Origin of the sequence: Streptomyces sp. SUK 48, from assembly GCF_009650765.1 — a bacterium.
Classification (GTDB): domain Bacteria; phylum Actinomycetota; class Actinomycetes; order Streptomycetales; family Streptomycetaceae; genus Streptomyces.
In genome coordinates this window covers 768,433-793,281 of the sequence record NZ_CP045740.1, presented here as the reverse complement: position 1 = coordinate 793,281, position 24,849 = coordinate 768,433, and the positions used below count along the sequence as shown (strand labels likewise).

General features: G+C 71.8%; 24 protein-coding genes, 1 tRNA gene and 2 pseudogenes. 7 read left to right on the top strand and 20 right to left on the bottom strand.

The genetic code is table 11. The features are described 5' to 3' along the window. Positions 1–32: 32 nt before the first annotated feature. Both GHR20_RS36685 and GHR20_RS03530 read right to left on the bottom strand, forming a co-directional pair. A complete protein-coding gene (locus tag GHR20_RS36685) occupies positions 33–302 on the bottom strand; it encodes a hypothetical protein (protein ID WP_194858788.1) in 270 nt (89 codons plus the stop codon). Between the two features lie 160 nt (positions 303–462). Continuing rightward, positions 463–678, bottom strand: a complete 216-nt coding sequence (locus GHR20_RS03530) for a hypothetical protein (RefSeq protein ID WP_194858787.1) — start codon at positions 676–678, stop codon at positions 463–465. Between the two features lie 1,986 nt (positions 679–2,664). On the opposite strand from GHR20_RS03530, the gene GHR20_RS03525 reads away from it, so the two are divergent. Then, a complete protein-coding gene (locus tag GHR20_RS03525) occupies positions 2,665–3,219 on the top strand; it encodes a hypothetical protein (protein ID WP_153812176.1) in 555 nt (184 codons plus the stop codon). A gap of 222 nt (positions 3,220–3,441) precedes the next feature. Here the strand turns inward: GHR20_RS03525 and GHR20_RS03520 are convergent, their stop codons facing one another. Next, positions 3,442–4,365 (bottom strand): NADP-dependent oxidoreductase, encoded by a 924-nt coding sequence (locus tag GHR20_RS03520; RefSeq protein WP_153812175.1) that lies wholly within the window; start codon positions 4,363–4,365, stop codon positions 3,442–3,444. Between the two features lie 257 nt (positions 4,366–4,622). Continuing rightward, positions 4,623–5,012 (bottom strand): saposin domain-containing protein, encoded by a 390-nt coding sequence (locus GHR20_RS03515; protein ID WP_153812174.1) that lies wholly within the window; start codon positions 5,010–5,012, stop codon positions 4,623–4,625. A 1,684-nt stretch (positions 5,013–6,696) separates the two neighbouring features. On the opposite strand from GHR20_RS03515, the gene GHR20_RS03510 reads away from it, so the two are divergent. Beyond that, positions 6,697–6,978: a hypothetical protein gene (locus GHR20_RS03510; protein WP_194858786.1), complete on the top strand. Its 282-nt coding sequence runs from the start codon at positions 6,697–6,699 to the stop codon at positions 6,976–6,978. A 326-nt stretch (positions 6,979–7,304) separates the two neighbouring features. Then, positions 7,305–7,511 carry a cold-shock protein gene (locus tag GHR20_RS37265; RefSeq protein ID WP_243878282.1) on the top strand — a complete coding sequence of 69 codons (207 nt, stop codon included), beginning with the start codon at positions 7,305–7,307 and terminating at the stop codon, positions 7,509–7,511. A 371-nt stretch (positions 7,512–7,882) separates the two neighbouring features. Here GHR20_RS37265 and GHR20_RS37260 read toward each other — a convergent pair. Then, positions 7,883–8,052, bottom strand: a pseudogene (locus GHR20_RS37260) (ATP-binding protein); the annotation flags it as partial. A 169-nt stretch (positions 8,053–8,221) separates the two neighbouring features. On the opposite strand from GHR20_RS37260, the gene GHR20_RS03495 reads away from it, so the two are divergent. Together GHR20_RS03495 and GHR20_RS03490 are read left to right on the top strand one after the other, a co-directional pair. Beyond that, entirely contained in the window at positions 8,222–8,830 is a 609-nt protein-coding gene (locus GHR20_RS03495) for a hypothetical protein (RefSeq protein WP_153812171.1), read from the top strand. 411 nt (positions 8,831–9,241) lie between these two features. Further along, the gene (locus GHR20_RS03490; protein WP_153812170.1) at positions 9,242–9,667 is read left to right on the top strand and encodes a rubrerythrin family protein; all 426 of its coding nucleotides are present in this window, start codon (positions 9,242–9,244) and stop codon (positions 9,665–9,667) included. A 182-nt stretch (positions 9,668–9,849) separates the two neighbouring features. Here the strand turns inward: GHR20_RS03490 and GHR20_RS37255 are convergent, their stop codons facing one another. The 4 genes and pseudogenes from GHR20_RS37255 to GHR20_RS03475 all read right to left on the bottom strand — a co-directional run bounded on the left by GHR20_RS37255 (position 9,850) and on the right by GHR20_RS03475 (position 13,097). After that, positions 9,850–10,287, bottom strand: coding sequence for an NUDIX domain-containing protein (locus tag GHR20_RS37255; RefSeq protein WP_243877901.1), 438 nt, complete (start codon positions 10,285–10,287; stop codon positions 9,850–9,852). A 226-nt stretch (positions 10,288–10,513) separates the two neighbouring features. Further along, a pseudogene (locus GHR20_RS37250) lies at positions 10,514–10,963 on the bottom strand (methyltransferase domain-containing protein); the annotation flags it as partial. A 49-nt stretch (positions 10,964–11,012) separates the two neighbouring features. Next, positions 11,013–12,185, bottom strand: a complete 1,173-nt coding sequence (locus GHR20_RS03480; RefSeq protein ID WP_153812169.1) for a methyltransferase domain-containing protein — start codon at positions 12,183–12,185, stop codon at positions 11,013–11,015. 15 nt (positions 12,186–12,200) lie between these two features. Further along, positions 12,201–13,097 (bottom strand): radical SAM protein, encoded by an 897-nt coding sequence (locus GHR20_RS03475; protein WP_153812168.1) that lies wholly within the window; start codon positions 13,095–13,097, stop codon positions 12,201–12,203. A 221-nt stretch (positions 13,098–13,318) separates the two neighbouring features. Here GHR20_RS03475 and GHR20_RS03470 point away from each other — a divergent pair, with 221 nt between their 5' ends. After that, a complete protein-coding gene (locus tag GHR20_RS03470) occupies positions 13,319–13,696 on the top strand; it encodes an HIT domain-containing protein (RefSeq protein WP_153812167.1) in 378 nt (125 codons plus the stop codon). A gap of 5 nt (positions 13,697–13,701) precedes the next feature. Here GHR20_RS03470 and GHR20_RS03465 read toward each other — a convergent pair whose 3' ends face one another. From GHR20_RS03465 to GHR20_RS37060, 11 genes are all read right to left on the bottom strand, one after another. After that, entirely contained in the window at positions 13,702–14,781 is a 1,080-nt protein-coding gene (locus GHR20_RS03465) for a UDP-N-acetylglucosamine--N-acetylmuramyl-(pentapeptide) pyrophosphoryl-undecaprenol N-acetylglucosamine transferase (protein WP_153812166.1), read from the bottom strand. A gap of 74 nt (positions 14,782–14,855) precedes the next feature. Next, positions 14,856–14,930: transfer RNA gene (locus GHR20_RS03460), tRNA-Ala, on the bottom strand. Between the two features lie 196 nt (positions 14,931–15,126). Continuing rightward, positions 15,127–16,797: an aminoacyl--tRNA ligase-related protein gene (locus GHR20_RS03455; protein WP_153812165.1), complete on the bottom strand. Its 1,671-nt coding sequence runs from the start codon at positions 16,795–16,797 to the stop codon at positions 15,127–15,129. Further along, entirely contained in the window at positions 16,794–17,900 is a 1,107-nt protein-coding gene (locus tag GHR20_RS03450) for a glycosyltransferase family 4 protein (protein WP_153812164.1), read from the bottom strand. The genes GHR20_RS03455 and GHR20_RS03450 overlap by 4 nt, the downstream gene beginning before the upstream one ends. Continuing rightward, on the bottom strand, positions 17,897–18,631 hold the full coding sequence (locus GHR20_RS03445; protein ID WP_153812163.1) for a WbqC family protein: 735 nt from the start codon (positions 18,629–18,631) through the stop codon (positions 17,897–17,899). Before GHR20_RS03445 ends, GHR20_RS03450 begins: the two co-directional genes overlap by 4 nt. Then, positions 18,628–19,302, bottom strand: coding sequence for a PIG-L family deacetylase (locus GHR20_RS03440; protein ID WP_243877899.1), 675 nt, complete (start codon positions 19,300–19,302; stop codon positions 18,628–18,630). The genes GHR20_RS03445 and GHR20_RS03440 overlap by 4 nt, the downstream gene beginning before the upstream one ends. Before the next feature lie 59 nt (positions 19,303–19,361). Then, positions 19,362–19,886, bottom strand: a complete 525-nt coding sequence (dcd, locus tag GHR20_RS03435; protein WP_153812161.1) for a dCTP deaminase — start codon at positions 19,884–19,886, stop codon at positions 19,362–19,364. Beyond that, positions 19,883–20,443 (bottom strand): deoxycytidine deaminase, encoded by a 561-nt coding sequence (locus tag GHR20_RS03430; RefSeq protein ID WP_153812160.1) that lies wholly within the window; start codon positions 20,441–20,443, stop codon positions 19,883–19,885. The genes dcd and GHR20_RS03430 overlap by 4 nt, the downstream gene beginning before the upstream one ends. Then, entirely contained in the window at positions 20,440–21,255 is an 816-nt protein-coding gene (locus GHR20_RS03425; protein ID WP_153812159.1) for a TauD/TfdA family dioxygenase, read from the bottom strand. Before GHR20_RS03425 ends, GHR20_RS03430 begins: the two co-directional genes overlap by 4 nt. Beyond that, positions 21,252–22,427, bottom strand: a complete 1,176-nt coding sequence (locus GHR20_RS03420; RefSeq protein ID WP_153812158.1) for a metallophosphoesterase — start codon at positions 22,425–22,427, stop codon at positions 21,252–21,254. The genes GHR20_RS03425 and GHR20_RS03420 overlap by 4 nt, the downstream gene beginning before the upstream one ends. Further along, the gene (locus tag GHR20_RS37060) at positions 22,415–23,023 is read right to left on the bottom strand and encodes an rRNA adenine N-6-methyltransferase family protein (RefSeq protein ID WP_208446833.1); all 609 of its coding nucleotides are present in this window, start codon (positions 23,021–23,023) and stop codon (positions 22,415–22,417) included. The genes GHR20_RS03420 and GHR20_RS37060 overlap by 13 nt, the downstream gene beginning before the upstream one ends. Before the next feature lie 233 nt (positions 23,024–23,256). Here GHR20_RS37060 and GHR20_RS03410 point away from each other — a divergent pair, with 233 nt between their 5' ends. Continuing rightward, the gene (locus GHR20_RS03410) at positions 23,257–24,579 is read left to right on the top strand and encodes a helix-turn-helix transcriptional regulator (protein ID WP_153812157.1); all 1,323 of its coding nucleotides are present in this window, start codon (positions 23,257–23,259) and stop codon (positions 24,577–24,579) included. Positions 24,580–24,849: the final 270 nt, after the last annotated feature.

Genomic DNA, 24,849 nt, shown 5'->3' with positions numbered 1-24,849 from the left:
GCCCGGGGCGGCCGCTGCGGCGGGGCCAGCCTTCACGGCGCGGACGCCAGGACGTGCAGGGCGCGGACGTTCGCCTCCGGCACCGCCTGGTTTGCTGTCGCCATCAGCTTCAGGGCGCTCCAGCGTAACTTCGCGCCGGCGGCCTGGACGTCGGGAACGACGCCCAGGCCGCCGGTGTCCTCGTCGAAGCCTGCTGCCTGGATCCGGCCGATGAGTTCGGGGACGGCCGCAGCGAGGATGGCGTCGAACCGGGCGAGGACGTTGCCCCTGGCGGCCGGGGCGGTCAGGCCGCGCTCGGTCATCATCCCGATCGCCGCGCCGAGCCCGAGCGGCTCGCGTCCGTCACGGCGGACGACGGTGGTTGTGCGCCGCTTCGGCTTCCTGGTGGTGGCGTCGTTCTTCCTCGCCGCCTCCCAGGCTGCGACCAGGGCCTGGCGGGCGGGTCGACACCGCTCAGCTCGGTCATGCGAGCAGCACCCCGGTGGCGTCGTCGTCCAGCAGGCGCGCGGCGAGCTCGGGCGGCCGGTCCGTCCACGGCGCGGCCGCGGCCTGTCTGGTGCGGGCGACGGCCTGCTCGCGCGGCTGCTTCAGCCGCGCCGCGAGCAGGAACTCGGCCACAGCGTCCCGGGCCGAGTCGGCGGCCTTCGTCGCCGCCGCGACGGCGTCCGCACCAGTCATGCCTCAACCTCTGACGCAGACGAACTGCACCACAGCACCGTATCGGGGCTCCCCAGCTCGCGTGGGGCCGCCGGCAGGCGGCAACGTCCAGAAGATCGGCAGTAGTTGACGCCATCACCGCCTTTATCCTGCCCGCCGCGGGCCGCGCCCCGCCGCTGCTCTGGCCCGGAGTACCCGCAGCTGCCCGAGTTTTTGACCCAGCAGGTACTCGGCGGTGCGGTGGCGGGCCTCCTCGGCGGCCCTCTCCGCCACCTGGTGCCCACGGGGGCGCTGGCGCGCACGCTGTCGTAGACCGCGCCGGCCTCCGTCTCGGCTTCCTCGCTGGCGAGGAGGCGCTGGTAGGCGCTGGCCCGGCGCTCGTCACGGATCCGCTCGGCGGCCTGCCGCGCCGTGAAGGCGGCGTCGGTGACCACCGGCTGGCCGGTGCTGGCCGTCGGCGGGGTGGGTCGGCCGGACGGGGGCGCTGTGCGCTTGCGGGTCCGGCCGTTTGGGCAGGATGGGCGGGGAGTTGTCTGTGGTGGTTTATCTGTATTGGAAGGGTGATGTCATGGGTGATCCGTATGTGGTGGGCGACGTGGGAGAACGGCCGGTGCGGGTACGGGGCCGGCGGACCGGGGTGCGCGGTGTGAGTGCGGTGGGGGCGCTGGCGTTGGGCTGGACGGTCGCGGGCGTGGCTTTGCCGGCGCGTGCGGTCGGTCCGCTGGCGGCGGGCGGTGTCGTCGCAGAGTCCGTGTCAGTGGCGCTGTACACCACGCCTGGTGGATACAACTTCCGTGTGCCGATGGGGGTGAGCGCGCTGACTGTCTCGGTCTGGGGGCCGGGCGGTCCCGGTGGCGGGGGTGGCGGTGGCGGTGGCGGCGGCGGTGGGGGCGGCGGGGAGCGGGCCGGTGGTTCGGAGGACGGTGCGGGTGGCGGTGGCGGTGGCAGCGGTGGGGGAGGCGGTGGCGGGCAGGGCGGGCAGGCGGGTGACTTCGTCACCTGCACCCTTGCTGTCCGTGGTGGGGCGCTCGTCAACGTGAGGGTCGCGGGTCCGGCGGGCGGAACCGTCGGCGGCGCGGGCGGAGCGGGTGGTCTGGGCGGGGTCGGCAACGACGACAATGGCTCGGGTGGAGGCAACGGCCTTGGCGGTGGCGAGACCCTGAGGCCGACGCCGGTCTTCGACAGCAGCGTCATCCTGGCCGGCGCGGGCCTCACAACGGTCAGGGCGAAGAGCGGCGCAGGCGGTCACGCGGGTGGGGGTGGCGGCGGTGGTACGGGAGGTGACGGCGCCGGCGCCGTCTTCGAGGGGCCCGGCAGCGGTGAGCCCGGCGGCGGCGCAGGCGGCGGAGGCAGGGGGGCGCCCACCGAGGCGACGCCGGGGTCCGTCTGTCCCGGAACCAATTCCTTGATCGTTCGCGGAGAGGCCGGTATCGCCGGTCTGGCGGGAGTTGGCGGCCTACGGGGAGGCAACGGGAACGGGCCGATCATCAACATCGGCCCAGGGGCGGGCGGCGGAGGTCGGGTCGGGGGCGCTCCTGGTGCCGGTGGGGCGGGCGGCACGGCCACCGCATCGGCCCCGTACTCCTTCGGGGCGGGAGGCTCCGGGGGCGGTGGGGGCTACGGTGGCGACAGCGGAGCCGGCGGCCAGGGCGGTAGGCGCCCGGGCGGCAGTCCGGCGAGCGGTCTGCCCGGCCGGGCGGGGGACAGCGGCACCCCGGGTGCTCCAGGAGGGCCTGGCGCGGTGCTTCTCGAATGGACGGCGGCCGCACCGGCTGGCTGACATTTTCGGTCCGCCGGCCGAGCGGGCCCGCGCCGCTGCCGCCCGTACCGCCGCGGCGCGTGTGGGTCGGGTGTGGCGCACCCGCGTTCGCGGTGTGTACGCCGGGGTGCGCGCGGGTCCGCGGGGCTGTCCGCGCCGTTGTGCCACCAGCGCTACTTCCGGGCGGTTACGTTCCGTGTCATGGTGAGCGCGAAATGTGGTTTCGGGTCTTATCGCCTGGAGGTCCGATGGACGCCGTTCTGTCTCGATCCGTGGTTTCCCGCCTCACCGGTCTGGCCGGGGCCGTGGCACTGGCCTGCGGGCTGGTCCTGGTCCCGGCGAGTTCACCGGCCAACGCTCAGGCACCGCTGGACGTGCGATGCACGGGCACATTCACCGCCGGGCTCACCCCCGCGGTGACGGCGCCCCTCCAGCCGCAGGCCGTCAACTACGCCGCCCAGTACACCTACGCGACGTGCAACGGGGCCGTTCCTTCCGGATCGAGTGCGTTCACGATCAGCTCCACGGCAACCTGCTACGCCGAGCGCTATGTCCCGTTCGACGAGATCATCACCTGGAGTGACCGCAGCACGAGCACCGTGCGGTGGGGCATCGCGGTCGGGCCTCTCGCCGGCGGCACCTTCACCGGCATGGTCACCGCCGGCCGCTACGAAGGCGCCGCCGCTACGAAGATCGCACTGCCTCTCGATTACACGGGGGCCACTTCGGTGCAGTGCGCATTCGGGGAGGGCGCCATCTCAGGGGCCGGCGGCTCCGCCGTTCTTGCCCTGACCTCACCGTGACAAGGCCCAGACCCAGGTCCTGGACCTGAGCCCGTTTCCGATCCTGCCCGTCGCGTTCCTCGACGTGATGCGTTGAGCGGGTCAGGGCGGCCCCGAGCGATCGTCGCAACCACCGTCACCGCTGCCGGCGTCCGACGCGCATGCCCGTTGGCATCTGTCGGCGTCCGGGGCCGGTGCAGGGGCTCTTTGTGCCCCCACTGTGTCTGCTGCGGCGCGTAGTTCTCAGGTGGTCAGGACGATCTTTCCGTTCAGGCCGCCCGCCTCGATGGCGCGGTGTGCCCGGGCGGCTTCGGCCAGCGGCATCTGCCCGTGGATCCGCTGGGTGAGGTTGCCGTCGGCGTACAGGGCGGCGGCGGCGTTCAGGGCAGCGGCGGTGCGGGTCTCACCCGGGCCTCCCGCCGAGAAGCGGACCCCATGGGTCTGGGCGGCCACCGGGTCGACGAGGCTGAGGACGCGGGAGGGATCGCCCGTGAGGTCGACCGAGTCACCCAGGACATCGGCGCCCGAGGTGTCCAGGACCCTGTCGACGCCGTCGGGGGCGAGGGCGCGTACACGCTCGGCCATGCCCGCGCCATAGGTGACGGCGTGTGCGCCGAGGCCGGTGACGAAGGACTGGGCGGCCGCGGAAGCGGTCCCGATGACGCGCACCCCGCGAGCGAGGGCGAATTGGACGGCGAGGCTGCCGACGCTTCCGGCGGCGCCGTGGACGAGCAGGGTCTGGCCGTCGGCCACACCGAGTTCCTCCAGCGCGCGCCAGGCCGCTTCTGCGGGCACGGGAAGCGCTGCGGCCTGCGGATAGTCCATGCCTTCAGGGATGGGCGTGAGCTGGGTGGCGTCGGCCAGGGCGAGGCCGGCGTAGGTGAGGGGGGCGGTGCCGAAGACGGCGGTACCGGGCGGGAGATCGGGTACGTCGAGGCCGGCGGTCTCGATGGTTCCGGCGAATTCCAGACCCGGGATGTGGGGAAGGCGCAGGGGCATGACCGAGGCCATCGAGCCGCTGCGGAGTTTGGCGTCCAGCGGATTGACGCCCACGGCACGCAGGGTGATGCGGACCTGGCCCGGCCCGGGATCGGACACGTCGGTGCTGGCCGGCTTGAGGACGTCGGGCGAGCCGTATTCGGCGAAGGCGATGGCGTCGGCATGCATGAACGTGATGCCCTTCTACGCTGCGGATCCTGGGTCTGGCCGTGGCGGCCCGCCGGGAGCCGGGCGCCGTGGGTGACCGGCCCCGGCGGGCGATGATGCTGGTGTCCGGTGCTGCTTGCCCCCGCGTTAGTCAGAGGGGGAAGGCACTGCCGTCGTTGCCGCTGATGGTGGGGCTGCCGGTCATTGGCGAGCTGCCGGTGAGGGCCTGGTTAGCCGGCCGGACCGACTCCAGGCCCTCGCCCCCGGGGCGGGAAGGGTCAGGTCGCTGGGCAGGACCGGCCGGAAGACGGAGCGCACAGGCCGAGATGAAGGCAGATGTCCTGGGGGCTGAAGCCGGCTTTCAGGAGGTCCAGGATCCTGTCGCGGTAGGTGTCGACCAGGGCCTGCCCGGCGGGCCGGAGCGATGCTGGCAGGGCTGCGACGGCCTGGTCCAGCGCCTGCTCGGGGCTGGCACCGTTGTCGATCCGCTCCTCGGCCCCGCTTATGAGGTAGAGGCACAGCGCACACGTGGCGGGGGCGTCCTCTTCCGCGGCGGCGGCCGACACGGTACCGGTGGGAAGGGCCAGGGCGGTGGCGGGGACGCCGATGGTGAGGAGCGCGGCGGCCGCGAGAGCCGCCAGCCCGGTGCGCAGGGAGGTGCTGGTCATGGACACTCCTGTGAGGCGGTGTGGTGCGAATATTGGAGACCAACGGGACGGCCGGAGAATGCTGTTGCGGGTTGGTGCGCACCGTGCCCGCCCGGACGCTGCGGGACTGCTCGTCCGCAGGCCGCCGCGCACTGCGTTGGCCTTCACGAACGACGTCCCGGAGGCCCGACGTGGTGCCGCGCGTCGTCGGGTACGGCGCATACCGGCGAGCGCTGCCCCTTGTTCGGGACGTGCCGCCGACCGCCCGTCCATCGTGTGCCGTCCGATGACGCGCCGCCATGCAGGTCGGCCGAACGGTTCACCCGGGCCGACACCCGGGCCGGCTCGCCAGAGGGTGGGCCATGAGGTCCTACTGGCTGGTGGCCGTCGGCGGGCCGGCCCGGAGAACCTGCCCGTGCGCCCTCCGGCCAGGCTCGGCCGCGAGGACGGTACCCCGATCTCGTCAACTCGCTGCGCGAGGTCAGCGTTTCACCGGCCTGGCCAGATGCGGACGCAACAGGTCCGGCTCGTCGGCATCACGCAACTGCGGCAGGAGGAAAGGGACGTCGCGAGTCGACGCCTCGGCGTACCGGATCGAGGCGGCAGGGGTGTCAGGTCTACTGCGGCTACGGCCGCGGTGCTCGTCGCGGACACCGGCTGCGGTGCGGACGCCGAGTCGGACTGACCGCAGGTTCCTCAACACCACGTGCCCCAAAGCCTGTTGTGGAATTTCGCTTTCGCTGTCCTGGTACCACGTTCGAGTGCTTCAGCCCTGGCGGCGGTGTCGGTGCGGCGAAGTACGGGGAACTGTGGACTATGACAGCTATGCGCACCTGTCGTCGTGGCAGGGCTTCCCTGCGTCGCAGAATCGTCGGTCTGACCGCTGCCATGGCCGTGCTGCCGTGCAGCCTGGCCAAGGCAGCACCCGGTGCACGGGCTGCGGCCCTCCATGGCGAGCAGGGCTTTGGTCCGGGGTTCGAGACGTTCACGGTCCCGGCCGGGGTGACCGAGGTGACCGTCCGTGCATGGGGACGGGGCGGTGCCGGGGCGGGCGGAGGCGCGGGCGGCGGAGGGGGTGGAGGAGGTGGCGGGGGAAGCTACCCGCCGCTGATCGCCGGCCCCATCTCCGGTGGCGGAGGCGGCGGGGGTGCGGGGGGAAGCGGCGGCGGAGCAGGCGGGTCCGGCGGAAGCGGCGCGTACACCCAGTGCACGTTCCCCGTCACGGCGGGCACGACGTTCGGCATCGTCGTGGCCGGCGCCGGAAGCCAGAGTCCCCTCGGCGGTGGCGGGGGCGGCGCGGGCGGAGACGGCGGAGCGGCCGGCAGCACCTTCACCAGCGGTCGGCCCAGCGCCGTCGGCGCGCGTGGCGGAGGAGGAGGCGCCGACACCTACACGCCCGTCACCCAGGTCTCGGGGCCCGATGCTTTTGTCACCGCGGCCGCCGGCGGCAACGGCGCCGCGGGCGGCTCGGGTCCCGGTGGGCACGGCGGCCAAGGCGGGGAGAACGGCAAGATCGGCGGCTCAGGCGGCGCGGGCGGTGCCGGCGGCACATCCGGCGGTCCCGGCACCGGGGGTTCGGGCGGTGCGGCGGCCCCCGCGGACGAAGTACTGCCCCGGAACGCTCACGGCACTGCCCGGCGCCCCCGGGACGGCAGGCGGTGCGGGAGAGACGGGCCGTGCCGGTGTCACCGGCGGCCGGGGAGCGGTGGGACGGCCCGGCGCGGGCGAACGCGGCGGAACCGGTGGACCCGGCGGAACCCGCGTCGCCGGCGCCATCCCGCCGGCGGTCTCCCCCGCCCCGCCCGCGGGCACGGGTGTCGGCGGAGACAGCGCGGGGGGCGGTACCGGCGGCACCGGGGGCCGGGGAGGAAACGGTGGCGGCCCGGCCCCCGCCCCGGATCCGCAGCCCGGCACCGCGGCCACCGCGGGCGGCAACGGCCACCAGGGCAACCCCGGCGGACCCGGCTACGTCCTGATCACCTGGTAGCGGTCGCCGGGTCGGTGACGCCGCACATGCCATTCATCCGATCGCCCTGGTTCGCAAGGCGCGAACGGCGATCACCGTGAGTGACGATCAGTCAACCGTGCTGGAGCGTCCCGGACGGCGGTGTTCTTCACCTCCGTCCCGGCAACTCCAGCCGACCCCTCGTCAGGAGATAAGTGATGTCCCCTCGTGGTCCTGTCCGCCGCCGCGCGGCAGCCCTGGTGTGCGCACCGGTTCTCGTTCTCTCCGTTCTGGTGACCCTCGGCGCTCCGGCCTGGGCGGACACCGGCCGGACGGCGGTCGGACCAACGGTGCAGAGCCCGCGATCTCTGGTCAACTTCGGCACCGTGAAGTGGTTCAGCAGCGAAAAGGGCTACGGATTCATCACCCCCGACACCCCGGGCCCCGACATCTTCGTCCACTACACCGACATCATCGGCGTCGGCTACCGGACCCTGGAAGAAGGCCAGCGAGTCGAATTCCAGATCGAACAGGGCCCCAAGGGGCCGCGGGCCGTCGACGTCATTCCCCTCTGAACGCGCCGCCCGCCGCAGCCGAAGAGGCGGTCGGCCAAGGCTGCTCGCGGACTATCATCTACCAGATAAGGGCCGTACGCGGACGCGTGACTGCCTCGGATCACCAGAGACAATTAGCATGGCCAACGGAGTCCAGACGGGGTTTGGGTAACTGCGCGGTTTTCCCTGCGGTCCCGAAAATCCGATCATGGTCGGCAGGTGCAGTCCTTGCCAGGTCGACAGCACGATACCGCGGCCCAGTAGCTGCGGCACGGTATGGCGGGGGCATGGCTGCCCACTGCGGGCAGCCGACCGCCCCCGTGCAGGACCGGCCATCGGGCGTTAGGCGGCCGCCTTGTCGTCACCTGCGAGGTGCGGCGCCGAAAGGACTGACTCTTGACGGCCTCTGCGACCTGCTGGAGGGTCTGGCCAGGGGTGAGGTGCGCGGTGTCGACGACCTCGGCCTCGGCGTGCAGCCACGTGCGAGCCTCCTCGGCGTAGGGCGCGAGGTGCTGAAGACGGAACGGGAATTGGGGCCGAGAACGGTGTCGCCCGCGATGCGCGCGCTCATTCAGTGCGTATGCGCATGACACTGACGGGTCAACCGCTGGCGCGCGATCCGCACCAGCGCTACAGCCTGCGATCAGATCTCAGGAGTTGGGTCGCGTCCACCTTGTCGGCCAGTTGACGCCGCCGCTCCTGCCACATTTCACCGACGAAGGGACTCACCCGTGTCCACGATCCGCAGAACGCTCGCCACCGCAGCTCTCCTTGCCGCGGTCACGGGCAGCCTGGCCAGTCAGGCCCACGCCGCCACCCGGACCGCCACCGCGGCGATCAGCCAGTCCGCCGTGGCGCGCACCCCACGCGCCACGGAAGCCGACCTGCTCGCCGCGGCCAAGATCCGCGCCCAGAGCTCGGCAGCTCGCGCCCAGGCCGCGGCCGCCTGGGCGGTGAAGAATGCCCCTGACGACCTTGCCACCCCGGGCATCGTCAGGGGCGCCGCAGCCGCGAAGGAATTCGCCGATGCCGCCCAGGCCGCTAGCGATCTCAGCGAAGCGCTCAGCGACGACTACCAGGCTGTCAACACCTCGTTCCTGACCGTTGCCCATGTCTGCAACCTTGCTCAGGCGCACCAGAGCGGTGCTCGGGTGAGGATCTGTGCCGCCGCCAAGGCCGCCGAGTCGGCCGCCAGGACTACAGCGGACGCTGAGTTGGACGAAGAGAACTTCGCTCTCGCCGACACCGCGGACATCGCCGAGGTCGCGGCCGTCGCCGCCAGCAACCTCGCCTTCCCCGACAACCAGGTACCCGTTCCCGTGTTCCCTGTACTCGTCTGACCGGCCGACCGGCCGGCCCGCGTCGGCTGGTCAGCGGGACATGCATCCAGGACAGGGCTCGCGACCAGTCCGGCCGGTGGCCAGCAGGAACTCATCGGAAATCCCTTGGAGAGCTGGCGCGGACACGGAACGCGCATGCCGAGGAGGCCCGCGCGGGAGTGGTGCGATCCCTCCAGAGATGACGAGTCAACTACGCTCCCCGGAGCCCCACTTCCCGCACGCCAGCCGCCGTATTTCGGACGCTCAGGCAGCATTGAGCGCGAGCGGTGACCTCTGCCTCTTACCTCGTTTAGGGGTAATCGCCTCATCAGCCAGCGAACGAGCAGATCCGTGGTTACGTTGTTGGACCGAGACGGGAAGACGGAATTCGGTGCTCCCCCGGGTAGGGCCCATCCAGTGGAGGACGGCTATATGTCGGCAGAGCTCAAGAACACCACGACGTACGCGAACCTGAAGACCGCGTTTGCCGCCGAGGCTCAGGCGTACATGCGGTATGTCTACTTCGCCGAGCTGGCGGACGAGGAAGGACGACCCTACATCGCGGAATTGTTCCGTGACACAGCAAACAGCGAGACCGGGCGGGCCAAGGGCCACCTCGACTACCTCAAGCAGGTGGGCGACCCGGTCACCGGCCAGCCGATCGGTGACACCGGGAAGAACCTCGTAGCCGCCATCGCGGACAAGACCCAGCGCGCCGGGGAACTGTACGCCGGTTTCGCGGAGACTGCGCGCGAGGAGGGTCTCGACGACATCGCCGGATGTTTCGAAACCCTGGTACAGGCCCACAAGAAGCAGGCTGGCCGCTTCAAGAAGGGCCTCGAATCCCTGGACTTCTGACCGTCGGCCAAGGAGCCGCGCCCTGCCCTGGTAGGAAGACTGAAGAGGGCAGGGCGCTTCGGTAACGGCGGCTTTGTCTGCCGGTGGCCCCGTGCGGGGTGCCGGATCGTTCACATCGTCCCGGAACTGAGGTTCATCGAGCCGAAGTTGTCGGTAGTGCCCGCCGAGCGGGAAGGCCCGCTTCAGGCCGGGGCCTGGGGGCCAGGAGGCGAGGCTGCCGTCGGCGGCGACGCGGCCGAGCGGCAGCCCGCTGAACCCCGGGGTCCGACATTGGCCGTGGGATAGGAGTGGACCGGCGGCAGGCCGGCGATCACTCCGGGCCAGACGGTGTTCAGGGCCTGCGCGCCTGGGGTGAACACCGGCCCGAGACATCCCAGAGCGTGGGGGTCGTGCCATTCCCAGCGGGTGAACTTGTGCGGCTCCGCGGTGGTGAGTGTGCCGGTGAAGCCGGCGATCCGGATCACGGCGGTCAGGCGCGGGACACCTTGAGCGGCGTCGGTCAGGATGGTCACCACGGTGGCCCCGCTGGCGTGCAGGCCGGTCTCCTCGGCGAGCTCGCGCACCCCGGCTCCCTCCAGCGGCTCGGCGCCCTCGATCTTCCCTCCGGGGAGTTCCCACATGCCGCGTGTGGACCAGCCGCAGAACGCGCCCGTGCTCGTCGGTGACGACGGCCAGCGCCCCGGCAACGGCGTAGCCGGTAGCCGGCACGGACCGTTCCATGGCGACCGTGTCCGCGCACGGCCCGCGCAGGACCAGCGCCGCCAGGTCGCCGACGGCGAAGCGCTGCACGCTCGTCCATCCGCAGGTGAAGGCGCTGATCTCGTCCTCGTCCAGCGCGATGTGCCGCTTCTCGGCGGATGTGTGCGCCACCAGCGGGGTGATGACCAGCACGGTGCCGCCTTCGCGCAGCCGGCGCCCGAGAGCGTGCAGAATGCGGGTGCGGTCGTGCAAGAAGGCCACCGACAAGCGGAAGACCACCAGGTCATAGCGCTCGCTGCCCAGCGGGGCGAGGTCGTCGCGTTCGATGTCCAGGCGCAGCCACCGCACCTTCGCGTCGGGGTGGTCCGTTCGAGCTCGCGCGAGCGCGGCGTCGGCCAGGTCCACGGCGTCCACCTCGTAGCCCAGCGAGGCGAGGTAGACGGACATCTCGCCCGTTCCGCAGCCGACGTCGAGGGCACGGCCGTCCTCGTGTGCCGGCGCGTGCTCGACGATCAACTTCTTCTCGTCGTCGCCGAGCCGCCGGAAACCTCGCCCCCGGATGTAGTGCTCGGACCAGTTGGGCCGGGTGGTGTTCACAGATCGCTCCTCGTTCGTGAAAGGCCGGGGCGCTGGGTTGGGCACGGTCTCATCCGACCGTGGCGGTCCAGCCCTTCCGCGAGATGGCGACTGCCCCGTTGGGGCTGATGGTCACTGCGGCGCCTCGGACGGGGAGGTCGCCGTCAACGACGAGCCAGGTGCGAATGCGGTCCAGCTCGTCCCACAGGCGGGATGGGCCGCCCTGGTGGACGGTCGGCAGCTCGTGGCGTGTCGGTGCCGTCGCCCGGGCCCAGGAGCCGTCCGGGTGCAGCATGTACACGGTGCGGCTGCCGTCGTCCGCGATGTGCTGACGGTACTCGATGCCGGGCAGCGTGAGCTCGAGAGTGGACCGCAGCTCCCAGGTGTCCGGCACGTACGTCAGCGGGTAGCGGCCCGTGCTGGTCTCCCCTTCGGCGTGCCGGGCGTGCTGCCAGCCGGGCGCGTCGTCCGTGAGGGGGCTGTCGTAGTCCTCGCCGTGGCGTGTGCTCATGAAACCGGCCGGTTCGGGCGCGACGTATCCGCTCGCCCCGCCGCCGCTGTTCTTGTCCGCAACGATGATCAGCCCGGTCCGGGCGAGGGTGGTCACCAGCCGTCCGCCGGGGGCGAGCGCCTCCAGCCACGAGACGGGCACGGCGGGCACCGACACGGTGGAGATGATCCGGTCGTAGCTGCCGTGGGGAAGTTCCTTGGTCAGGTCGCAGACCTCGAGCCGCGGGTGGTGACCGGTGCCGGCGAGGCGCTGTCGGGCCGCCGAGACGAGGTAGGGGTCGACGTCGACGCTTGTGACCTGGTCGTCGCCGAGGCGGGCGCAGGCCAGGGCGGTGCCGTAGCCGCTTCCGGTGGTCACCAGCACGCGGGAGCGGTCGGTGATGCACCCGGAGCGGTACATCAGCAGCACCAGGGAGGGCAGCGTGGAGGACGACGTGGAGTACCGGTCGGAGCCGCGGACGAGGGACCGGCCCGGGTCGGCGTGGTCGGCGTGCTGGGAGCCGACCCGGGTGACGAGCGTGCTGTCGCTGTAGGCAGTCCGCAGCCACTGCTCGGGGTCAGCGGCGCCGTCCCGGAGCACCCAGACGGGCTTGCCGCCGGCCTCGGTGTCCCGGGCCCACCAGCGCGGCACGAACTGGTGGCGCGGAGTGGTGGCGAGCGGCGCATACCAGCGGGATTCCGGCCGGATGGCGATGCTGGCGGCGAGCCGGTGTGCCGCTGATTCCCAGTCCATCGAGGTTCTCCCCGTTCAGTGCGCGGTGGTCGCAGTGAGCCCGGAGGCGGGGTCGCAGGTGCCGCCGCCCTTGCAGCTGTCGTCGTTGGGCCCGCAGTCGGGGCCGCAGGGGTCATGCCGGCTGGCGGGGATGCTCGCGGCAACCTGCCGCCAGGACGGGGAGGCGAACACCCCCTGCAGCGTATTGCCCTGGACGTGACCGGCGGGCAGGAATCGGCCCAGGACGCACGGGGTGACCGCCCCGTCCGACAGGACCGCGGCGACACCGTTGGCGCACCGGCCGCACAGCGCGGAGGTGGACGGCAGGGCCGTGCCCTTGGCGGCGTTGCCGACGGCACGGACCCGGTCGGTGTGGATGTCCGTGATGCCGAGGCTCTTCAGGTCCGCGCGGGCCTCGGTGACGCGCTGCCCCTCCAGGACGTCGACGATCCCGACCCGGACGTGGACGCCGCGGCGGTGCGCCTCGATCAGGTTCGCCCGGGTGGCGGCGCGGGATCCGATGCGGCCGGTGACCTGGTCGTGGCCGTCGTCGGTGTCCGCGTAGTAGGAAGCGGCGAGGCTGACGCCGGGCCGGGCGAAGAGCTCCCAGTGCTCGGCGCGCACGCGGTAGAGGTTCGAGTAGACGATCACCTTCACCCCGCTCGACAGGGCGTGCTCGACGAGTTCGCCGAAGCCGGGGTGCAGTGTGGGTTCGCCGCCGATCAGCTGGATACGCTCCGTGCCGAGGGTGGCGGCCTCGCTGATGATCCGCTTCCACTCGTCGGTGGTCATGGTGCCGTGCCCCTGCGTCGGGCCGGCTTCGGCGTAGCAGTGCGTGGGGCAGGTCAGCTGGCAGCGCCGGGTGATCTCCAGTTCGAGGAGCCGAGGTACGGTCGGCGGCTTCGCTACCGGGGGTTCGAGCGTGACGGTCATGGACATGGTCCCTTCGCGATGGTCCAGGATCGGTTCGCGCGTCCTTTGCGGAAGAGTTCCGCGGAGCGCGACAGGTGTTTGAAGAACGCCCGTTCGTGCAGCCGGTGTTGAGCTGATTCGGCTGTTGGTTGGCTGATCGCTACGCTGGCGTCGGCGCCTGCCTGGCACAGACGTACAGCGGGCGTTCCTCCGACATCCCTGCCCAGCGAAGGTGTGCGCCTGTGACCGGTACCGCGACCGTCTCCGACTTCTACTGCCATCAGGCGCTCACTGGCGCGGTCCCCATCGAGAGGGTGGCGGAGACTGATCGGGTGCTGGCTTTCCACCACACCAACCCGTCGTATCCGGTGCACATCGTGGTGATCCCCAAGGAGCACGTCCCTTCGCTCACCGACCTCGGGAACTCCGACGAGGGCCTCCTGCACGAGGTTGTCGCGGTGGTGCGGGAGGTGGCCGCTGGAGTGGAGAAGGAGTACGGGGCGTGCTCGGTGACGACGAACCTGGGGTTGTACCAGGAGTCGAAGCACATGCACTGGCATGTCGTCTACCGGGGTGAGAGCGAGGCGGAGATCCGCGGCATGTACGGCAACCACGACTGACCGTGTTACCTGTGCCGGTTCGCCGCCTGCAGGACGAGCTCGGCGATGCGTTGGGCCGCGGCTTCCGGGCGCGGTCCGGCGCCCTGCCCGCCGCGGGGGACGGCGGACAGGGCGGCGCAGGCATGGACGAGTACGCCGGCGTCGGTCAGTTCCTCGTCGGCGACGACGCGGCAGCGCTCCGGATTCTGGGTGGCGTAGGCGCGCGCGTTGTCGAGCTGGTCCCCGCGGCTGACGGAGGCGGGCAGCGGTACCAGGACGGCGGGCAGTTGCAGGGCGGCGAGTTCGGCCAGGGTGGTGGCCCCGGCCCGGCCGATGACGAGGTCCGCAAGTGCCAGGGCGTGCGGCATGTCGTCGTGCAGGTACTCCAGCTGCCAGTATCCGGGCCGGCCGGCGAGCTGGGGGTCGAGGTTGCCCTTGCCGGCGACGTGCAGCACGCTGTACCGCTCGCACAGGGCGTCGAGTTGAGTGCGGACGGCGGTGTTGACGCGCTGCGAGCCGCTGCTTCCGCAGAAGATCAGCAGCACCCGTTTGCCGCCGGGGATGCCGAGGCGCTCGCGCAGCGCATCGGGTTGGGCGTCGGCAAGGTCCGCTCGCAGCGGCAGTCCGGTCACCTGGGTCTTGTTGCGCATCCAGCGCGGCGCCGGGCCGGAAGCCGCAACGCTCAGGCAGATGGTGGTGGCCACGCGTCCCAGGATCTTGTTCGCCAGGCCCAGGGAGTGGTCGCTCTCGTGGATGACGACGGGGACGCGGGCGAGGGCGGCGCCGATGCCGACCGGCACGGAGACGTACGAGCCCTTGGAGAACAGCGCGTCGGGCCGTTCGCGCCGCAGCGCCGTGAAGGCGGCGAGGATGCCCCGGGCGACGGTGAACGGCATCAGCAGGTTGCCGGTGGAGCGGTGGCGGCGCAGCCCGGCCGAGGGGACGTGGCGGAAGGGAATGCCGGCACGCTGGGCGTAGTCGTGCTCGATGGTGTTCTCGCGTCCGAGGAAGACGAGCTCGGCGCCACGGTCGCGGAGCTGGCCGGCGACTGCGAGGGCCGGAACGACATGGCCGGCGCTGGCGCCGCCCGTGATGGCGATTTTCATCAATCCCTTTTCTGAATTGGCCGCGCCGTGGTCCACCACGGGAGCGCTCTTCCTGTCGCCTTGAATGTGGAGAGTGGTCGGGCCGTCTGGATTCGAACCAGATCCTCGGCAACGCTTTTGCCGTGCTCCACCAATTAAGCTACGACCCGTTTGGAGGTGCGATGAGAAGGACGCTAGACCTTCTGCAGTCTGCGGTCAACGGGCCCGTGCGGTTGGGTGAATAATTTTCGCCGCCGCGCGGACCCGCTGAATCGCAGACGTGTTTTCTGATTTCGGGTACGCCAATTCGAGGCGTCGCCCTGGGGTGGTGTCGCCTTGCTTTTCCGGGTGTTTATTGGAGTTAATCTATGGGTGGGTGAAAGGAGTGCGGTCGGCGCTGTGGCTGAGATCTGTACGGGTGGTGCGTCCGGTGGAGCGGGCGATGACCTCGATCTGGGTGTCGGGGCGGTCGGGGGAGAGGACGGCCGCGTGGGGCAGGCCGAGGAGGCGGGCGTAGCGGAGCTTGTCGCCGGCGGGCAGGGGCCGGTCGTCGACGAGGACGCTGATGCGGCGGGCGGTGAGGTCGCGGGCGAGACGGTCGGCGCGGTCGCGCATGTCGCTCTGATCGGCGCGCAGCACCACGAGGTGCATGTCGGCGGGTCCGGTGCCCGGGGTCCAGCGCAGGCCGTGCCGGTCGCGGTTGAGCTCGGCGGCGGTCTGCAGGCAGCGGGTGATGCCGATGCCCGAGCAGGCCATCCAGGGGGTTGTGGGCCGGCCGTCGGGGTCGTTGTAGCGGAGGTTCATGGGGGTGGTGTACTGCGTGCCCAGTTCGAAGACGTGGGCGACCTCGACGGCGCGCAGGACGTTGTAGCGGCCCTGGCGGCAGGCGCCGCACGCGCTGCCCTCGATCGCGTGGTGCAGATCGGCGCCGCCCGGATGCAGCGCGGGCAGACTGCGGGTGCCGCTCCAGCTGATGCCGGTGCGCAGCCCGGTGTCTCCGTCGGAGATGCCGAACGTCTCCAGTTCTGCGGCGGACAGGTCGTACAGGGGCAGGACGCCGGTGGCGCCGGCGGCGTCCCAGGGGGTGAGGGTGCCGGCCTTCTTGCCGAGCAGGTGGGGAAGGTGGTCGGGGTCGAGGAGGTCGACGCGGGCGGCGCCGGTGGCGGCGGCGATCTTGCGGGGGCTGACGTGGAGGCCGGAGCGGATGGCGACGGTCGCTGTCTGGGTGGTGCCGTCGGGCAGGGTGAGGGTGAAGGCGATGACGTTGACGACCGGGTCCGGGCCGGGCGGCGGGGGCCCGGCGGCGACGACCGCGCCGTCGCCGCGGTTGCCGCAGTGGGTGCAGGCGACGATGGTGCCCTGCCCGCTGTCGGCGAGGACGAGGTGTTCGGTGCTGGGGCCGGCGGAGATGCTGCCGCCGTCGGCGGGGGCGGTGAAGGTGCCGGTCAGGCCCATGCCGGTGAGGGCGGCGGCGACGGCGTCGTTGAGGAAGGCGACGGATTCGCGCATGGTGTCGGGGCCGGTGTCGAAGGTGTAGGCGTCGGCCATGGTGAATTCGCGGCCGCGCATCAGCCCGCCGCGCGGGGAGAGTTCGTCGCGGAATTTGGTGGTGCTCAGCGACAGGCGCACGGGCAGGTCCCGGTGGGAGCGCAGGTGCTTGCGGACGGTGGCGGCCGCGATCTCCTCGGAGGTGGGGGCCAGGCACATCTCCTCGCCACTGGAGGAGGCCACGGTCAGCAGCGCCCCTTCGCGGCGGTAGACGTCCCAGCGCCCGGTCTGCTCCCACAGGGTGCGGCTCTGCAGCGTGGGCGGGGCGAAGGTCAGGGCGCCGCGTTCCTCGAAGGCGTGGCGGGCGATGGCGGTGAGCCGGTCGTGCACCCGTACGCCGAGCGGCAGGAGGGTGTGGACTCCGGTCGCATCCGTGCGGGCGATCAGGCCGAGGGTGTGCAGCAGGTCGAGAGTGGAGGCGCAGGCGTCGCCGGTGCGGGGCCGGACCGGCGGCCACAGGCGGCTGGCGTACAGGGGGACAGTGCTCATCGGGAGCCTTCCCTCGCGGTGCGGGACAGCGCGGCGAGATGGGCCGCGGTGTGGGCGATGTCGTAGCCGCGGGCGTTGGCGACGGCCGCCTGGTGGAGGAGCTGCCGGGTGGCGGGGCTGGCGGCCAGGTGGTCGATGAGCGAGGCGAGGGCGGCGGCGTCGCCCGGGGGGAAGCCCAGGCCGCCCGGGCCCAGGGTGGTCTCCAGCCCGGGGACGCTGCTGTAGAGGACGGGCAGGCCGTGCGCCTGGGCTTCGACGGCGACGAGGCCGTATGCCTCCAGCGTGCGGGTGGTGAACAGCATCGCGTCGAAGTCACCGAACCGCTTGAGCAGGTCCTGGCGGGGCAGGAACGGCTCGAACGTCACCCGCTTTGCGAGGCCGAGTTCGGCGGAGCGCCGGGTGAGGGTGTCGAGTTCGCTGCCGCTGCCGATCACGGTGAGCTGGTGTCCCGTGGTCCGCGCAAGGGCCTCGATGGCGGTGATCGTGGACTTGTTGGCGTCGAGGCGGCCCGCGTGGACCAGGCGCAGCCGGTCCCCGGGGCGCGGGTGAGCTGTCGGGGCTGCGGGAAGCGGCACCCCCCAGGGCACGACCGCCAGCCGGTCTGGGTGGCGGTGGTCGGTGAGCCGGTTGACCTCGTCGGCCATGGCCGCGTTGGGGACGATGACGCTCCTGCTCGCGTCGGCGATCTCGTTCAGGACGGCGCGCGCCTGGGCGTGCTGGGTGGCGGCCATGATGTCGGTGCCGTGCGCGACGGACACCATCGGCACCTCGCCGCGTGCCCGCGCGAAGGCGAGCGCGAGGCCGAATCCCAGGTGCTGGGCGTGGATCACCTCGGGCCGGTGTGCGCGCACGAGGCCGCGGACTTCGTCGGTGAGCGCGTCGGCATACGCGTCGAAGCCGGGCCCGTACGGTGCTTTCCGTGCGGCCAGTTGGGCGGTTGAGGTGAAGCCGTGCTGCCAGGTTCCGCTGCCGGGCAGGTGCGCGAACAGCGTGTCGTAGCCGTGCCCGGTCAGGCGGGTGTAGACGTCGCTGCACCAGATGGTCGAGCCGCACGAGGGCTCCAGGGGCAGGTCGATGCCGGTGAGGATCAGTGGGCGGCTCACGCGGTCGCCTCCTTGGGGGCGGGCTGCTGGAGGTGGGTGGCAAGGCCGGTGCGCAGGAGCGCCGCGGTGCCCGCCCAGCCCAGTGCGCAGACGGTGTCGATGACGGAGAGGTTGGGCGCGAAGCCCTGCCGAGGCCAAGCCTGCTGGTAGACGGGGTGGCGGTCGGCGTACTCGTTCCACCGCACGCTGACGTGGTGCTGGGCCAGGGCCGTGGTGTCGAGGTAGCTGCGGGTGCCGGAGCCCGCCCACAGGACCTTGCAGCCGGCGGCCGCGCAGATGGCAGCCAGGCGCCGGGTGCGGTCGGTGTCGGCGATGCGCATCTCGGAGGTGAGCTGCAGGCGTGCGGGCGCGCCGAGGGCGGCGCGGATGTGGGTGAGGAGCTCGATGTTCAGGTCGGCCAGCCAGGTGTGCCTCTGGCCGAGCACGGGTTGCAGGACGTGCAGCGCCTCGTCGGCGTGCGGGGTACGGGCGTAGGCCAGGCGGATTGTGCGCAGCATGCGGTCGGCGTCGAAGCCGGGGGCGATGGGGGTGTCACGGATCAGCTGCCCGGGGGCGCGGGTGACCGGGACGGTCAGCCAGCGCACCCCGTCGGCCGTCTTGATCCGGTTGCGGTTCTGGTAGCCGCCGTCGGTGTAGGGCACGTCGTCGTAGAGGGCGACGGTGTCACAGGCGAAGAGGGCCTCGCAGAAACCCAGCCAGGGCGCGAAGGGCGGCTGTTCGATGTAGATCACGACCAGTCCTCCTGGGGGAAGAGGGTGAGCACGGAGGTCTCGAAGGATTCGTACGCGCGCCCGGCCTCGGCCGCCGCCGGGCGCAGGTGCCATCCGGCCTGGGCGGCACGGTGGTGGGTGTAGTCCTTGCCGAGGTACCAGCGGCCGGCCTGGGTGCGGTGTGCGGCCAGGGCGGTGACCTTGTCGTCGAGGTGCTCGGTGATGTCGACGAGGACGGCGGGGGCGAAGGCGGCACGGGCGGCGTGGGGCTCGCCGTGCAGGATGGTGTGGCAGGTGGCCACGCGGGTGGCGGCGTTCGCGGCGGCGCCGGCCAGCGCGCGGTGGTCCTGGTGGTCGGTGTCGGCGTGCAGGCTGTGGGTGATCAGCAACGTGCAGCCCAGGCGGGTCAGTTCGGCCTCCACGGCGGAGATGAGATGCCGGTCGGCCACCAGGGCCCCGTCAGGCATACCGAGGAAGGTGAGCTGGATGCCGGTTAAGCGCCAGGCCGCGCGGACCTCTTCGGCCCGCTCGTCGGTGCCCAGGCGGCGGCCGTCGGCGGCGTCGGCCAGGGAGACGCCGTTCGCGCCGTGGGTGACCACGACCACGGTCACGGTGGCCCCGGCCTGGGCGGCGCGGCGCAGCGTTCCGTAGCACAGCAACTCGGCGTCGTCGGGGTGGGCAACGAGGGCCACCACTTTCTCCCCCCGCCCGTCGGGACCGTGCGGTGCGCGGCCGACGGCCGCGGGAGTGTTCACCGGTCCTCGAAGTCGAGATGGGCCTTGGAGGGCTGCGGGCCGCTGCTGTGCTGGTACTTGCCCTCGTACAGGACGCGTTCCCCGGTCGTCTCCCAGAAGGTGACCTGCCCGATCAGCATGCCGGGGTAGATGCGTACCGGCTGCACGGCGTGCAGTTGCAGGGTGAGCTGACCGAAGGAGCCGAGGTCGATCAGGTCGGCGGTGACGTGGACGAACAGGCCCAGGCGGGCGATGGAGGAGCGGGCCCGGATGATCGGCACAAAGTGGTCGCTGCCGATCCGCTCCCGGGTGGCGGCCAGGTAGATGCGGTGGGGCTGCAGTTCGAACCCGTCGGTGGGGATGGGCTGCTGTTCGAAGGCGTTGTCGCGGGCGCAGTCCAGGATGTGGCTGGTGTAGGAGCCGATGGTCTCGCCGAGGTGGAAGTCGTAGGAGTTGGGCTGGGCGTGGCTCGTGTCGAAGGGTTCGATGCGGATGCGGCCGTCCTTGACGCGGGACGTGATCTCGGGGCCGGTGAGGATCATGCGGTCACCTCCTGGAGGCGAGGGGTGGGGGCCGCGCCGTGGCCGGCGGCGGCGCGGGGCGACCAGGCGGCGGGGACGCTGAGGGTGCCGTAGTGCCCGCGGTAGGGGGAGCGGTGGCCGGCCGGACGCCAGAAGGAGACCTGGCCCACGCGCATACCCGGGTAGATCCGCAGCGGCTGGACCACGGTGATCTCCAGCGTCCAGCGGTGCACGGCGCCGAGTTGGCCGAGGTCGGCGGAGATCTGCAGGAAGCAGCCGAGCCGGCCGAGGGAGGAGCGGCCGATCAGGCTGGTGACGAAGTCCTCGCTGCCGATCGTCTCGACGGTCGTGCCCAGGTAGACGGTGCCCGGCTGGAGCACGAAGCCGCCGTCGCTCAGGTCGATGGCGCGCGTGCGGGCGGGCACGGTGGGATCGGCCGGCCTGCTCGTGAGTTCTTGCAGCTGGTCGCCGAGCCGGTAGTTGTAGCTGTTGGGGTTCAGCAGCTCGGGCTCGAAGGGGTCGATGGTGATCGTCCCGTTGGCGACGGCTTCGCGGATCGCGGGTCCGGTGAGGATCATCGGGCTTCTCCGGTCGCCTCAAAGCGGTGGCCGTATGCCTGCTTCAGCAGCCTGCGCTGGCCGGGCGGCAGGTCGCGCTGGCCCGGGCCCAGCGGCATCCGGCCGTGGGCGTAGCGCCACTGGTCGAAGACGAGGAGCTGGCCGGGCTGCAACCGCACGGTGGTACGCCGCGCCTCGGCGGCAGCCACGAGACGACCGAACGCGGCTGCGACTTGCTCGGGGGCGCCGCCGTCCACCAGTTCGCCGCGCTGGAGGTGGGGGAGCATCTTGGAGGTGAAGCGGATCGGTTCCCGGTCGTCGAGGTGCCTGGGCAGGACGGGGAAGCGGGCCAGGCCCTCACCGACGCCGTGCACCCCGTGGTCGGTGAAGTAGGAGAAGACCGGCCGCCGCAGCAGATCGCGGTCCGCCTCGTCGAGGTCCTCGGCAGCGGTGCGGAGGTCGGACAGGGCGGAGGCGCCGCCGCCGGCCGGGTCCGCGCGCACGCAGTACAGGGCGATCAGGCGCGGGGTGCGGTCGCGGTCGACGAGGTCGACATGCAGCCGGTTCTCGCCCACGCCGTGGGTACGGCCGGGGTCGACGTCGTCGCGGACCGTCAGCTCGTCCCAGCAGCCCCGATCCGGGTAGAGGGCCAGGACCGTGCCCAGGGCGGACAGCAGACTCAGCGCGAGGTCCAGATTTCCGTCGTGGTTCTCGGACCCGAAGGTGACGAGCGCCCTCGCGGCCCCGGGGCCGTCGAAGGCGTGCGCGAAGGCGTCCGGTGCGCTCGGGCCGCAGGTCAGTTCGCGGGCATCCAGATGAAGTAAATCGGTCATAACGTCTCCAGGTGGGCGGTGAGGACGCCGTGCAGCGTGCACGGCGTCAGGGGAGGCCGGGCGGGCAGTCGCAGACGCCCGGCGAGGTAGGACGTGGTGGCGACGCGCCTCGGGTCCGCGGCCGCCGGGGCCGGCGCGACGGTGAGGGCCTCGCCCAGCTCGCGAGCCCGCGCGGCCAGAGCACGCGGCGAGTGGGCGCCGTCCAGCACGACGAGGTCGCTGTCGAAGGGCGCGCAGGCCCACAGCGCCGCCCGGGTCACCTCGGACGGCAGTCCTGCTCGCAGCGTGTAGGTGTTGAGGACGAAGGCGTCGGCGCCCGTCGCGTGCAGCGCGCCGGCGGCCAAGAGGCGGGCGGCGTCCTCTCGCCGGGGCAGGGCGGTCGCGAGACGGCCCACAGGCTGATCCCCCCATGCCGTGAACGCCTTCAACTCCGCTTCCATGAACGGCTGTTCCGCGCCGCCGCTCGCGGCGGGAGCGTCGTGGCGCACGCTGAGCAGACCGTCGACGCCGAGGTCGAGGCGGAGCAGCCCGGCGCCCAGCGCGGCCGGCTTGGCCACGTGCCGGGTCCCCTGCGTCCAGTGCGTCCACGGGGAGTGGCAGTGCGAGGAGATCACCGTGGTCAGCGGCCACTCGGCCTCCTGGTCGGCGACATCGACCAGGAAGCCGCTGTGGCTCACCCCGACCACCACATCGGCACCGGCCGACCGCAGCGCTTCGGCCTCGGCGGCGATCAGCATGGCCGTCGGGGCCCGGTAGGTGAAACCCGCACGCTCGGCCTGAGGGATTGCCTCGTACGCCTGTTCGCCCAGGTAGCCGACGATCCCGACCCGTAGGCCCGCACCGTGCAGCAGCAGCCCGGACGTCCACCGGCCGGCGAAGGCGGCCGGTGGAGAGACGTTGGCGCAGACGACCGGCGGAAACGCCTCGGGGCGGCGCAGCCGCATCAAGTCGGAGAGGTCGTGGTTGCCGGGGACCACCGCGTCGTACAGCTCGGCCAAAAGCCCTTCCTCCACGCGGCCGCCGGAGAAGGCGTGGAAGGCGCTCCCGGAGAAGAAGTCACCTGCGTCGACGACGAGTGCCCCGGTCTTCCGCGCGGAGCGCAGCGCCGACAGGGCACGGCGGCCGTCGGGCAGCGAGGAGTGGAAGCAACCCGTGGCGATCAACTGCTGCACGTCGACCTCCGGCCGACCGCGAGGACCCGCAGCACGGTGGGAGCCGGCGGCCAGAAGGAGGCCCGGGCAATGCCGTCGACCTCCTCCACCACCAGGTCCGCGTGACGGCTGAGCAGCACGGAGCTGGCGCTGGGGACGACCACGAGTCCGTACTCCACGCGGGGGCAGGCGAACACGTGCCGGATCAGGTCGGCGGACAGATCGGGGTCGAACGGCATGATGGAGACCAGCGCGCTGCCGAGGTCCAGGCCGCCGTCCAGGTCGACGCGGCGTACGTCGTCGAAGGTGACGCGGGCTCGGGCCCCGAACGGGGCGAGCCGCTCCGTCAGGTGGTCCCGCAGCCGCTCGTCCTTCTCCACCGCCCAGATGCGGTGTCCGGCGGACGCGATCGCCGAGGAGAGCGTGCCCAGCCCCGCACCGACCTCGAGCACCTGTGCTCCCGCCGGTATACCGGCCCGCTCCAGCAGGGCGTGCGCGCAGTCCATCGTCCGAAGGAAGTGCTGCCCGAGGTCTCCACGGGTCTGGAAACCGAGAGCGGCATAGCGGTCGGCCACGCCACCGACGACTTCATCCACCGTCAAGGATTGCTTGATCACTGAGGAAGTCCTTTCACAAGGCACCCGCTCGTCGTCGAAGAACGCAGCCGGGTGCGCACAGATACACCGTGCAAACGGAGCCGGGGCGAATCGCCACAGCGCCCGAAAGGTCGCTGGGATGATCGAGTGTCGGCCAACTGTGCGTGCAGCCACAGGTGCTGACGGGAGTCCCGCGGGAGTCCCGCTGTCTGCGGCAGTACGCTCAGGCCGTGCCTGCCTGATTGGATTTCGTCGTGGACGAGGATGAGCGCACACCCCACCCGCTGGCCGCCGTCAGAATCGCGCGCGGTCTCAACCGTGTTGAGTTCGCCGAGGCCGTGCACGTCGCCGCCCGTCGTCACGGGCTTCGCTCCGGCGTGGACAAGACCCGGGTGCGCAAGTGGGAGGTCAACAAAGTACGGCCCGACGCCGTCTCCCAGACCTACATCGCGGAGGCCCTGGGCATCCCGGCAGATGACGTGGATCCTGCCACCTGGCCTGCCTGGCTTCCTCGCGTCGACCGGGGTGTCGTGCCGCTCGGCCACGCCAACACCGTGACCGCTCTGCGAGAGGCCCTGCACACCATGGACCGTCGAACCCTGCTCAGCACCATCCCCGGATCCGCGCTCGTCGTCCTTGCCGGAAGCTGGGCCGGAACCGAACCCACGGCTCTCGCCGCCAGCCCCCCTCGCCCCGGCGCCGCGGTCGGCGAGGACGTCGTGACCCTGCTGGAGGAGACCAGCGCACGCCTCAACACGCTGGCCACCGAACAACGCCAGCACCTCGCACCCCTCTACGACGCCCACCTCGCCCGCGTCACCGACCTGATCGAGGAGCAGCGCTACACCCGCCCCCTGGGAGCGCGCCTGCACAAGCTCGCCGCCGGCCTCTCCCAGACCGTCGCCTGGATCCGCTTCGACCACGGCCAGCACGGCGCCGCCAGCCGGTACTGGATCGCCGGGCTGCACAACGCCCACGCCGGGAACGACCGGGACATGGGCGCCGCCCTCCTCAGCGACCTCGCCTACCAGGCATCCTGGCGGAACGACCCCACCACCGCCGCCGGCATCCTCACCAAGGCCCTCAGCCGCACCACCCACCCCGCTGCCAGCTCGCTGCTGCACCTGCGCCTGGCACGCGCCCAGGCCGCGCTCGGCGAACGCCGCGCAACCCAACACTCCCTGCACGCGGCCGAACGCCTCCTCAGTGCCGGAAACAACGGCGACTTGCCCGCCTGGTGCTCCTGGTACTCGGACGCCGACCTCGCCGTCGACGCGGGCCGCTGCCTGCTCGATCTCGGCGACACGACCCAGGCACACCGCCTCATCGCCGAAGGCCAAGCGCTCCTGCCGGCCAGCCGTGACAAGACCCGCGGAGTCTTCCTCGCCTACCGGGCGCAAGGCCACCTCAGCCGTCGGGAACCCGAAGCTGCAGCTGCCGACGCCCTCGAAGCACTCCGCCTGGCTGAACGAATCGGAGCTCCACGATGCGTTCAGCTCGTCCGTGATCTGACCCCCGCCTTCACGCCCTACCGGACGGCGGAAGGCGTGTCCGAACTCCTTCACGCCGTCGCGTAACCCGGAGAGGAACGGCACGTGGATGCCGCCACCGTCCTGTCGTTCGGCTGCCAGTCCGCCGGCGACTGAGCCCGGGTGCCGCTGCGTGCCCATGATCTTCCTTCGTGAGTTGCTAACGAGGTCGCCGAGAGGTACCTCACCCTCGAACGCTTCGGCCGAGCGGCCGGCGTCGTCCGCGAGTCGCTCGCCGCCGTGCCCGCCGAGACGCTGGGGTGGGTGGCCGCCACCCTCGTCCTCGCGCTCGCGGGAGCCCGCGATGCTCCGGACCGG